Annotated in this window: 9 protein-coding genes; 4 read left to right on the top strand and 5 right to left on the bottom strand. The window is 38.1% G+C overall.

Going from position 1 to position 12230, the window contains the following annotated elements; translation table 11 throughout:
• Positions 1 to 55: 55 nt before the first annotated feature.
• The 3 genes from AC1M9N_RS03415 to epmA all read left to right on the top strand — a co-directional run bounded on the left by AC1M9N_RS03415 (position 56) and on the right by epmA (position 3377).
• Entirely contained in the window at positions 56 to 1222 is a 1167-nt protein-coding gene (locus AC1M9N_RS03415) for a type III PLP-dependent enzyme (RefSeq protein WP_481589720.1), read from the top strand.
• Positions 1223 to 1332: 110 nt separating this feature from the next.
• The gene (locus AC1M9N_RS03410) at positions 1333 to 2400 is read left to right on the top strand and encodes a 4-phosphoerythronate dehydrogenase (protein WP_481954270.1); all 1068 of its coding nucleotides are present in this window, start codon (positions 1333 to 1335) and stop codon (positions 2398 to 2400) included.
• Positions 2397 to 3377 (top strand): EF-P lysine aminoacylase EpmA, encoded by a 981-nt coding sequence (gene epmA, locus AC1M9N_RS03405; RefSeq protein ID WP_481954269.1) that lies wholly within the window; start codon positions 2397 to 2399, stop codon positions 3375 to 3377. Before AC1M9N_RS03410 ends, epmA begins: the two co-directional genes overlap by 4 nt.
• Before the next feature lie 12 nt (positions 3378 to 3389).
• Here epmA and AC1M9N_RS03400 read toward each other — a convergent pair whose 3' ends face one another.
• On the bottom strand, positions 3390 to 3851 hold the full coding sequence (locus tag AC1M9N_RS03400) for a GNAT family N-acetyltransferase (RefSeq protein WP_481607084.1): 462 nt from the start codon (positions 3849 to 3851) through the stop codon (positions 3390 to 3392).
• Between the two features lie 160 nt (positions 3852 to 4011).
• On the opposite strand from AC1M9N_RS03400, the gene AC1M9N_RS03395 reads away from it, so the two are divergent.
• On the top strand, positions 4012 to 4638 hold the full coding sequence (locus tag AC1M9N_RS03395) for a LysE family translocator (RefSeq protein WP_481589723.1): 627 nt from the start codon (positions 4012 to 4014) through the stop codon (positions 4636 to 4638).
• A gap of 35 nt (positions 4639 to 4673) precedes the next feature.
• Here the strand turns inward: AC1M9N_RS03395 and AC1M9N_RS03390 are convergent, their stop codons facing one another.
• The 4 genes from AC1M9N_RS03390 to AC1M9N_RS03375 all read right to left on the bottom strand — a co-directional run bounded on the left by AC1M9N_RS03390 (position 4674) and on the right by AC1M9N_RS03375 (position 12149).
• Complete coding sequence (locus AC1M9N_RS03390; RefSeq protein ID WP_481589724.1) at positions 4674 to 5912, bottom strand: multifunctional CCA addition/repair protein; 1239 nt, start codon at positions 5910 to 5912, stop codon at positions 4674 to 4676.
• Positions 5913 to 5991: 79 nt separating this feature from the next.
• The gene (locus tag AC1M9N_RS03385) at positions 5992 to 8271 is read right to left on the bottom strand and encodes an NADP-dependent malic enzyme (protein ID WP_481954268.1); all 2280 of its coding nucleotides are present in this window, start codon (positions 8269 to 8271) and stop codon (positions 5992 to 5994) included.
• 133 nt (positions 8272 to 8404) lie between these two features.
• Positions 8405 to 11269 carry an EAL domain-containing protein gene (locus tag AC1M9N_RS03380; RefSeq protein ID WP_481954267.1) on the bottom strand — a complete coding sequence of 955 codons (2865 nt, stop codon included), beginning with the start codon at positions 11267 to 11269 and terminating at the stop codon, positions 8405 to 8407.
• A 169-nt stretch (positions 11270 to 11438) separates the two neighbouring features.
• Positions 11439 to 12149 (bottom strand): 16S rRNA (uracil(1498)-N(3))-methyltransferase, encoded by a 711-nt coding sequence (locus AC1M9N_RS03375; RefSeq protein WP_092766002.1) that lies wholly within the window; start codon positions 12147 to 12149, stop codon positions 11439 to 11441.
• Positions 12150 to 12230 lie beyond the last annotated feature (81 nt).

Genomic DNA, 12230 nt, shown 5'->3' with positions numbered 1-12230 from the left:
CTTATAGCCAAAGGCCATTTTCGTTAAATTATTCGCTAACGTGAGTGGATCTTACATGCAATTAGAAAAATACTATTCTGATCAACAATGGAAAAAAATCCAAAATTTTGCCGAAACAAAGCAAAGCCCTTTTTTAGTTGTTGATTTAGATCAAGTGCAAACTCAATTTATTGAGTTGCAAAATAGCTTTCCAAAAGCCCATATTTATTATGCAGTGAAAGCAAATCCAGGTCGTGAAATTATTCATAAACTTGATCAACTTGGCTCATATTTTGATGTTGCATCAATTTATGAGTTAGACAAAGCGCTTGAATGTGGAATTCATCCAGATCGTATTTCATACGGTAATACTATTAAAAAAGCTTCAGACGTTGAATACGCTTACCGAAAAGGAATCCGTTTATTTGTTACCGATGCGGAAGCAGATCTCGCACAAATTGCCGAATTCGCACCGAACTCTAAAGTCTTTGTCAGGGCAATGGTAGAGTCGGGAGGTACAGCAGATTGGCCACTTTCACGTAAATTTGGATGCCATCCAGATATGGCGGTTGATTTAATGGTGAAAGCTAGACAATTGGGTTTAATACCCTTTGGCGTGTCATTCCATGTCGGTAGTCAGCAACGTGATGTCACTGTATGGCGTTCAGCTTTAACGGTAGTGAAGCAAATATTTAATACTTTGAAAGACCAATACGGTATCAGTTTACAATTAATCAATTTGGGTGGTGGTTTCCCAGCACATTACTTAGCTGATGTTGACAGTATTCAAAGTTATGCGCACGAGATTCAACGCTATCTTGATGAACACTTTGATGATCAGGTGATATTATTTTTGGAGCCAGGCAGATCGTTGGTGGGTAATGCTGGTGTGATTGTTTCAGAGATTGTTCTTATCGCCAATAAATCAGCACATGATGATAAACGATGGGTCTACACGGATGTGGGCGTCTTTAATGGACTAATTGAAACTTTAGGTGAGATGATCAAATATCCTATATACACACCTAAAATGCATTCAGCACCTGAGCATTCAAGTGTTGTGCTTGCAGGCCCGACCTGTGATTCAACTGATATCATGTATGAAAAAGTGCCTTATCAGTTACCTAAAAACTTGAGCATTGGAGATCGACTCTATTGGTTAAGTACTGGAGCTTATACAACCTCTTATGCTTCGGTCGAATTTAATGGTTATCCACCTTTAAAAACGTTCTATTTAGATTGATTTAAGGAATGGTGCTATGTGGTTGGTAGTCAGTCGCTCAAGCTGCGAGCCACATAGCCTAACCCTCCCAGAAGCGTTATCATAATGCTAAAATCTTGATGGGTAGGCTCATGAAAATCGTTGCAGATGAAAATCTCGCATTCACAGATTATTTCTTTTCAGAATTTGGCGATATTGATAATAAAGCTGGTCGTACCTTAAAGCATGAAGATGTGGTCGATGCTGAAGCCTTATTAGTACGTTCTGTGACGAAAGTGAATTCTGCGCTCATTCAAAATACTGCATTAACCTTTGTGGGTAGTGCAACGATCGGCACAGATCATTTGGACATTCCAGCAATTGAACAACAAAATATTCATTGGTCAAATGCTGCAGGATGTAATGCCCAAGCTGTTTCTGAATATGTTATTACTGCGTTATTAGCTCTAAATCCTCATCTTCTAGATGCTGAACAAGATTTCACTTTAGCCATTATTGGGCTGGGTAATGTCGGTTCACGACTCGCACATATGGCGAAACTATTGGGATGGAGCGTCATGGGGGTTGATCCTTTTGTACAAAGAGAAAATATTCAGCAAGTCACTTTAGATGAAGTTTTTTCAAAAGCAGATGCAATTTCTATCCATGTGCCATTAACCACTTCAGGGATGCATGCAACCCGACATATGTTTAATGCTGAGACCTTAAAAAAGCTTAAACCATCTACAATTTTAATTAATTCTGCCCGTGGGTCAGTCATTGAAGAACAAGCTTTGATTGCAGATATTCGAGCAACAGGTCGTAAAGTTGTACTAGATGTCTTTGAGCATGAACCAGTCATTACGGAAGAGTTACTGGATCTTGTGCAATTGGTGACACCGCATATTGCGGGGTATAGTCTTGAGGGTAAAGCGCGTGGTACCCAGATGATTTATGATGCTTTCTGTCAGCATTTCGGCCATAAACCTTCAAAACAGTTCGAAACCCAATTGCCTACATGTGAACAATATTTTAACAATAGTGATCTCAAGCACACGCTGAAAACTCAATTAAACCATATCTACGATATCTTTAGAGATGATCAGAACTTAAGAGCATGCCTCAAAGATGGGAAAGTAGATCAAGCCTCATTTGATCAATTACGCAAAACATATCCATTACGCCGTGAATGGGCTGCTCATGGAGGCCCTCAGGCATGACTGACTCTCTGAGCTATCTACCAACTTGCGATTTTGCTGCCATGAAAGCCAGAGCGAGGATGTATCAACAGATTCGCCAATTTTTTTTAGAACGTGATGTTTTGGAAGTTGAAACTCCAATTTTATCTCATGCTGGAGTAACTGATGTCCACTTGGCGTCAGTTGAGGCAAGCCGTCATGTACATGGTCATTTGAAAAAGCACTATCTTCAAACTTCACCAGAATTTGCCATGAAACGACTGTTGGCAGCAGGAGTAGGGCCAATTTATCAAATCTGTAAAGTTTTTCGTGATGATGAACATGGCCGTAAACATAACAGTGAATTTACCATGCTTGAGTGGTATAGACCTGATTTTAGTCTCAAAGACTTGATGTTTGAAGTCACAGATTTAATCAATGTCACTTTGGCACATCGTTTTGGCGAAGTGCGACCTACGATTTTAAGTTATAAACATGCATTTATAGATCGCTTAGATTTTAATCCACTTAAATCCACATTAGAGGAATTAAAGGATTGTTGTAATCGTGTTGGGTTAAATCTAGATCTGGGTGATGATCGTCTAGGATATATCGACCTGTTATTTTCGCATATGGTGGAACCGAGCTTAGGTTTTGATACACCTGTATTTTTAACGGATTTTCCACCAGAACTTGCTTCTCTTGCAAAAACTCGAGTTGATGAAGATGGGGAATTGGTTGCAGCACGTTTTGAGCTTTACATTGAGGGCTTAGAGTTAGCAAATGCTTATGATGAGTTGATTGATGCAGATGTATTGCGTTCCCGTTTTGAAGCTGATAATGCTGAACGCGAAAAATTAGGCTTAGATGTTATGCCAATAGATGAAAATCTCTTAGCCGCATTGCCTAAAATGCCAGAATGCTCAGGTATCGCATTAGGAATCGATCGTTTACTGATGGTGGCAACAGAGAAAATGAAATTAGAGCAAGTGATTACATTTCCTGCTGATCGCTCATAAGATTTTTTATCCTCAGGATAAAGGACGATCTTGAGGAGCTAATATTTTGACAAATGTCGTGCTATACGCTTTAAAACCGTGATTCAAATAAAACTGATGTGCAGGTAATCGTTCAGCACGATTACCACTACTGACCACAATTTTTTGAATACCTTGTTGACTGGCTATATGTTCAACGTGAGCCAACAGTTTTTGACCAATCCCTTTATCGCGATGCGCCTGATCTACAATGAGTACTAGAATGCGAAAATACGGATCAGCACATTCACATGATATTTCTTCAACAAAACCAATATATGCGACAACTTGTCCATGATCGATAAATACTAGGGTTGTATAACGCTCCTGGGCTTGCAACCTCATCAAACGTTCTTTCATAACTTCTGTTTGAGTTGGATAGCCGAGTTGGGTAGTCAATTCAGCGATCGCTGCAACATCATGGTTTAAATTTACAGGTTTAATCAGTATTGTCATGGCTATTGAAACATGATTTATAAGTATGAATTGAACTATGTTTAAATAATTTAATCTTTCATGTATTTTGTTTAGATAAATTTAATATTTTATCTTTTAATTTTGGATTTAATTCATTTTTTCAACGTGAAGATTTAAAACAATAATCATAGGCGACTATATGTCTTTTTCTATATTTTTATCTTTTGTAATTTATACAATTGTGACATCCATAACACCTGGACCTAACAATTTGATGGTCGCAACCTCAGGAGTGAACTTTGGACTCCGTGCGACTTATGGACACATTTTAGGTGTAGCGATCGGTTTTGGGGTCATGGTGATTTTGGTTGGTTTAGGAATTGGTACATTACTGAGTCAAAATCAATTGGTTTACGAAATTCTAAAGTTGATCGGTATTGCTTATTTAATCTATTTAGCTATTAAGATTGCTCAATCAGGCTCAGTTGAATTAGATAAAACTCAAGCGAAACCCATTACTTTTTTGCAAGCTGCATTATTTCAATGGGTCAATCCAAAAGCTTGGATTATGGCAATGGGCGCGGTGACGACTTATTTAGCTGCAGGCAGTGAATTTTATTGGTATATCATTTTGGGTGTTGTGTTTGGGTTAGTCTGTATTCCATGCACGGGAGCTTGGGGAATACTCGGAGAAAAATTACAAACTTTGGTGCGTACGCCACAGCATCTAAAAATTTTCAATTACAGTATGGCGCTACTATTAGTGGCTTCAATCATTAAACCAATGATTGATTCTTTTAAATATTTTCAACAATCATTCTTTTAAAATACGATTACCTCCTGAGTTTCAGGAGGTAAATATTATGCGTTTACCAAGGATTGATGTTTTTCTCGGTGCGTTGCCAAAGCCTCGATTCTTTTTTGTATCAGCATTTCACCAATATCAGGGCCTTTGATCTCAGGCGGTAAATCAGATGCTTTAATTGAACGAACAATCTGTACCGCATCTAATACATATTTTGCTTGAGGATATTCACGGTCTTCGAGACCTAAGCGACCTTTGGCATCACATTCACATGCTTGTACAAAAGCCTCAACACGTTCAGGACGGCGTAATACATCTAAACGTTGTAATAGACGCCATAGTGTTCCTGGTTTTAATGTAAACGCCTGATGGCATTTAAGATGTTCTTTGCACACCGCAATTGCCAATTGTTTGGTTTGGGTCGGAACTTTAAGACGTTCACATAAATCAGTCACGGGCTGAACACCACGTTCCTCATGCATGATATGGCGAGGTAACTCATCTTTAGGCGTGAGTGCTTTACCCAGATCATGCACTAATACCGCGAAGCGTACATCCATCGAATAGTCTGCTTTACAAGCTTGTTGTAATGACATCAAGGTATGAATACCACAGTCAATTTCAGGATGGTATTCAGGACGTTGTGGGACACCAAATAATGCTTCGATTTCTGGAAAGAGGATTTTGAGAGCATCACACTGACGAAGGACTTCGAAGTAAATATCAGCATCACGTTCCATTAAAGCACGAGAAGTTTCTTTCCAAACACGTTCAGGCGTAAGTGCTTGCAATTCACCAGAATCAGCCAAATTTTTCATTAAGGCTATGGTTTCTTCAGCTACTTTAAAACCATACTGATGATAGCGAGCTGCAAAACGGGCAACACGCAATACTCGTAGTGGATCCTCTGCAAATGCATCAGATACGTGACGTAAAATGCGATGATTCAAATCTTGATGACCATGATAAGGGTCGAACAACTCACCATCTTCATTCATAGCCATTGCATTGATGGTCAAATCACGACGAATTAAATCATCTTCAAGGGTTACCGAGGGATCGGTAAAAAATTCAAAGCCATGATAACCATGCCCAGATTTACGCTCAGTACGAGCGAGGGCGTATTCATCTTTAGTTTCGGGATGTAGAAATACAGGAAAATCTTTACCAACAGGTTGGAAACCTTGGTTTAAAAGTTGTTCTGGTGTTGCACCGACAACGACATAATCTTTTTCATGATAGGGGTGTCCGAGCAACTGATCTCGCACTGCACCGCCTACTAAATAAACTTGCATAAAAAACCTCTATTCTTAGCACCATCATGCATCAGAATAGAGGTTTTCTCAAGTCACAAAACGTGCCCTAAATGAAGGATTAGAGCGCGTTTTTTTCCTCTTCTTGAATTTCTGCAACAGTTAATGCAGTCATATTCACAACACGGCGCGTAGTTGCTGTCGGTGTTAAGATATGAACTGGCTTAGCCGCACCTAATAAGATTGGACCAATTGTTACATTATTTCCTGAAGTTGACTTCAACAGGTTGAATGAAATATTTGCAGCATCTAAATTCGGCATAATCAATAGATTCGCAGAACCTTTGAAGCGCGAGTTAGGGAATGCAAAGCTACGGATATTTTCATCAAGCGCTGCATCTGCATGCATTTCACCTTCAACTTCAAGCTCAGGTGCAATTTCAGAAAGGATTGCATACACTTTACGCATTTTTTGAGCGCTAGGATCAGTCTGGTCAGAACCAAAACTTGAGTGCGACAACAATGCTACACGTGGAGTAATACCGAAACGACGGACTTCTTCTGCTGCTAAAATAGTCATTTCAGCAAGCTGTTCAGCTGTAGGATTACGATTGATGTATGTATCTGCAATGAACAAGTTACGATCTTCGAGCATCAACGCATTTAACGTAAAGAAAGTGTTATGACCTTCTTTTAAACCAATGACATTGCTCACGAAATCTAAATGAATATCGTAGCTAGAATACGTACCACATAGCATACCATCTGCTAAGCCGTGACGTACTAACATCGCTGCAATTAGGGTCGAACGACGACGTGATTCACGTTGTGCATACTCAGGTGTTACCCCTTTACGCATCATCAGATTATAGTAATCATCAGCAAACTTTTCGTAATCAGGATTTGTTTCTTGATCAACGATAGTGATATTCAAACCATTTTCTAAACGTAAACCTAATTTCTTAATATTCGCTTCGATCACAGCAGTACGACCCACCAAGATCGGTTTTGCCAGGCCTTCGTCTACGGCAATTTGAACAGCACGAAGAACACGAAGATCTTCACCTTCCGCATAAGCAATACGTTTAGGATCAGTTTTCGCTTGAGCAAAAATTGGTTTCATCATAAATGCTGAGTTGTAAACGAACTCAGAAAGACGCTGATGATACACGGAGAAATCTTGGATTGGACGAGTTGCTACACCAGAATCCATCGCGGCTTTTGCAACAGCAGGCGCAATTTCAAGAATCAAGCGTTGATCTAGTGGGCGTGGAATTAGGTAATCACGTCCAAATGATGCAGATTTTTCACCATAAGATGCAGCATCAGCTTCTACATGTGCCATACGAGCAATTGCGTGTACACATGCAATCTTCATTTCTTCGTTAATGGTTGTTGCACCTACATCAAGTGCACCACGGAAGATATATGGGAAGCAAAGCGCATTATTGACTTGGTTCGGATAGTCTGAACGACCCGTCGCCATGATGACATCATCACGAACTTCATGTGCATGTTCAGGCAGAATTTCAGGATCTGGGTTAGCAAGCGCGAAGATAATTGGATCCTTCGCCATGACTTTGACCATTTCTTTAGTCAAAATACCCGCAGCTGATAGACCAAGGAACATATCTGCACCAGCAATTACGTCGCCAAGCTGAGAACCTTCGATATCTTGAACATAGCGTTTTTTAGACTCGTCTAAACCTTCACGTTTTTTTGTTAAGAGTCCACGAGAGTCAGCAACAATGATATTTTCTTTTTTAGCACCAAGCGCACAAAGAAGATCTAGACATGACAGTGCAGCAGCACCTGCTCCAGAAGCGACGATCTTGATATCTTCAATTTTTTTGCCGTTCAATTGCAAAGCATTTAAAAGCGCTGAACCTACAATAATTGATGTTCCATGCTGATCATCATGAAAAACTGGGATATTCATACGCTCGCGAAGTTTCTGTTCAATATAGAAACATTCTGGAGCTTTAATGTCCTCGAGGTTAATACCGCCGAAAGTCGGTTCAAGAGCAGCAACAATATCTACGATTTTATCTGGATCGTTTTCTGCAATTTCGATATCGAAAACATCAACGCCTGCAAACTTTTTAAAAAGGACACCTTTACCTTCCATCACTGGTTTAGAGGCGAGGGGACCAATATTACCCAAACCGAGTACTGCAGTACCATTACTGACGACTGCGACTAAGTTACCACGTGCAGTATAAAGCGCTGCTTTAGAAGGGTCTTTTTCAATTTCCAAACATGGCACTGCAACACCTGGGGAATATGCTAATGCTAGATCATGTTGGTTGACGAGTTGCTTACTCGGAGTAACGCTGATTTTTCCTGGCGTTGGAAATTCGTGGTAATAGAGTGCTTGCTGTTTTAAAGATTGATCGTCCATCTGAATCCCAGTTATTACAATGTTCCAGCCTTGCTGGTTTTTTGGTTATATCGGTTCGAATATACCACTAGTTGCACATTGATCACAGTTAAAAGTCGAAATTTCATACATATTTAGGACTTTGGTCTAGCCTTTATTTAATTTTTGAGAATTGATATTCATTTTGCAGAAATTGAGTGCTATCAGCGCTATTTAATGGTCTCGAAAAATAATAACCTTGGAAATAATCACAACCTTGTTTTTTTAAATATTCAATTTGCTCGATATCCTCAACACCTTCAGCAACTAATTTCATCCCCATCGTTTTACCCATTGAAATAATTGCATCGACAATAGCATTATTTTTACGAGTGCCAATCTTTGAAATAAAGGCGCGATCAATCTTGAGTGTATCAATAGGATAGTCGGCAAGATATGCAAGTGAAGAATAGCCTGTTCCAAAGTCATCTAAGGCAATTGAGAAATTTTTATCCTTAATTTGGTCTAACAAATCAAAAACATGAGATGATTTATCTAACAATGATGACTCGGTAAGTTCAAACTCTATAAACTCCGGCTTGAGTGAGTATTTAAGCACGGCTTGATCAATAAAATTGAGAAATTCCCCACGATGGATCTGTTGCGCCACGACATTAATAGAAATTTGTAACTTATCAAATCCTAATTCATGCCATATTTTAAGTTGCTTACATGTCTGGAAAATAACAAATTTTCCGATATCTGAGATCAGACTAGTCATTTCAGCAATAGGTATAAAACGATCTGGCATGATGATGCCGTACTTTGGATGATTCCAGCGGATTAACGCTTCAAAGCCGCTCACTTGCATCGTTTTACTTTCTATCTTAGGTTGATAGTAAATTTCTAAGTCCTGATTTTTTATAGCAAGTCGTAAATCTCTTTCGAGCTCAATGTCACTGCCAAAAATGGATTCAGGCTTGTTGTCATAATAATAGGCTGTGCTGCCCCCTAGTTTTTTTGCTTCTGTTAAAGCGCTTTCCGCGTGACTATTTAAGCTACCAATTTGTCTACCATGATTGGGGTAAATTGCGATACCCAGTGAGACATGAATCATGTGTTCTTGCCCATCGATGATAAAGGGTATTTCAAAGGCCTCAAGGATCTGATCGACGACTTGTTGGATCGTGTAATGACTATGATTTAAGTTGTAAATCATAGCAAAGTCATCATTATTTAAATATGAAATCAGAACAGCTTTAGAACAGGTATATTTCAGTCTTCGGGAAACTTCTTTGAGAACTTCATCTCCAGTTTGATGATTAATAAACTCATTAAAATGTCTAAATCGATCAATGTTGAGACGAATAATAGAAAAATGGCTCAGAATTTTAGATTTACTAATTAGATACTGGTGTAACTGTAAATTAAAATAAACACGGTTAGGTAAATCTGTAAGTAGATCGTAATTCTCTAAGTAGGCCATTCTTTCAAGATTTTGTTTCCGTTCAGTCAAATCTGAAATGATGCCTACATAATTTAAAATTCTATTTTTATCATCACGAACTGCATTGATATGCAGCCACAAGGTTAATATTTTTCCTGAAATAAATTCTTCAGTGACCTCAGCATCATATTGTCCGGTGAGTAACACCGTTTGAGTTATATCGGCGTGATGTTGGCTGAGTTGGGATGTGGAAGATTTGGTAATATCAAAGATGTGTTTTGAGATAATATCTTGCGGTGGGATATTGACCAATTCACTAAAATAAGGATTAACTTCTAAAAAACACAAGTTATTGTCTAAAACGAAAACCCCTTGGGCTACTTGATTAAATACATTCGAAGCTAATTTCAATTTTTCTTGTGCTTTTTTTTCACTTTCAATGTCTTGGAAAATACCCACCATTTTAAGAGGTTTATTATTTTCAGGATCACGTGTAATAACTCGACCAATATCTTTAATCCAAAACCACTGATCTTTTACTTTAGTTCTATAATGTGCTTCAAAACGTTCAGTATTTCCTCTTAAATGTTTACGGAGCTCTTTACGATAATTTTCTTGATCTTCTGGGTGAATAAAATCGTTAATTTGATCAGTAGCACTTTGGTAGTGTAAAACCTGATTACCATATTTAATTCCTGAAATTTCAATGGTTCTTTTCTCAATATTCCATAGCCAAGATGAAATTCCAGCAGTTTCATGCGCAAAATCGAGATTAGCTTGATGGTGCTGCAGTCGATCGTTGATCTTATTAATATCGTAGGTTCGTTCAATTACTTTTTGTTCGAGTAATTGATTATGCATTTGTAATTGGCTTTCAATTTCTTTGGATTTTTCAATCTCATTTTTTAGCTTTTCTTGGAGAAGTGATGACTCCATAAGATGTTTTCTAGATTCAGATAAATAGAATTTATTGTGACTATTTAATATTCCAAGACGGCGGTACATCTTATGGGTAAGGAGAGCGCAAATAAGTAATACACCAAACCAAATATTAAAGATTAAACTAAAAACATCAGGAGTATTATCTAAGAAAAGGAAATTGGAGAGGACTATGGCCGAAGCTGAAGGCAAAAAAACATAAAGGAAGTATCGTAACCGCTGTGATAAAAATACAATAGCAAAAGTATAAACAATAGATAACATTAACCCAGCTAAAGTCAACATATGTATATCTTTGACTTCTGGATTATGTTCGGGGATAAGCTGTAATACGGTATAAATACCAATAGCTAGACCCGCTCCAGTAATTAAGCAAACCAATTGTGCCCACATGTCTAAGTTAAAAATACTAATTTGATTAGATTTTTTAAAAAAGAGGGTAAAGCAAAAACAGATTAAAAGAATGGCGGTAAATATAATGAGCCAAATGGTATAAGGTATTGAAAAGCTTTTGAAATAAAAGAAGTAAATAAGTTGATTATAGATGCAGGCAAAGAGCACCCACGCTAAAAAAAAATGCAAATTAGAAGTCGCACTTTTGATCTGGCTATCGAGTACAGAGTTGGAAACATGCTCTCCCTGAACTTCACTCATAACTGGCAATACCTTAATTTTCTTTCTACTTTATTTGTATTATTTTTGAGTACGAACTTAAAAAAATATAAATTTAGCGCGACAACTCTTTTCTCATTAAAGTACTGTCTAATTGGAAGAAAATCAATTCTATTGTGATTTAAATCACGGAATTTTGAGAAAATATTTATTAAAATTTGTAATTTAAGATCGATAAAGCAACCACTGGTGCAGTTTCTGTACGTAAAACACGTTCACCAATACACCAATTGATAAATCCATGCTGATTTGCAGATTGGATTTCAGCTTCACTTAATCCACCTTCTGGACCAATGAGTAGCGTTATATTTGAGGAGGCATCATTTAACACATCGACCTCATCTTTATTGGGGGCTAAGACTAATTTCGTTTCAGGGAGTGTGCTATTTAACCATTGTGCCAAAGGGAGTGGAGCTAATATTTTTGGAACAATATTCATTCCGCACTGCTCGCAAGCTGCAATTGCTACACCTTGCCAATGATCAAGTTTTTTCTGATCACGGTCGTACTTTAAACGCATTTCGCAACGTTCAGAGGTGAGAAGTTGAATTTCAGATACGCCTAACTCAACCGCTTTTTGAATAGCATAATCCATGCGGTCACCTTTACTCATTACTTGACCAAGTAAGGCATTAAAGTTTGGTGTGCGATTGGTTGGGTTAAATTCTTGAACTAGAACCGAGCCTGTTTTTTTATTGGCTTCAGTTAATTCAACTTGATATTCGCCACCTTGACCATTAAACAAGGTCGCTTTTTCACCGACTTGTGCACGTAAAACTTTGACCCAATGATGAAATACAGTTTCAGTCAGTTCAACTGTTGTATTTACATTAAGGTCTGCTTCAATAAAAAAACGAGGCATCTGCATTACTCTAAAATCGGTAAAATAAAAACTTCTTTTATCTTCAGTCCCTACATCAAATAAGGTGAACCTAAGCTGTCG

This window comes from Acinetobacter sp. ANC_7655, assembly GCF_056784015.1.
This window is presented reverse-complemented; position numbering and strand designations above follow the sequence as displayed.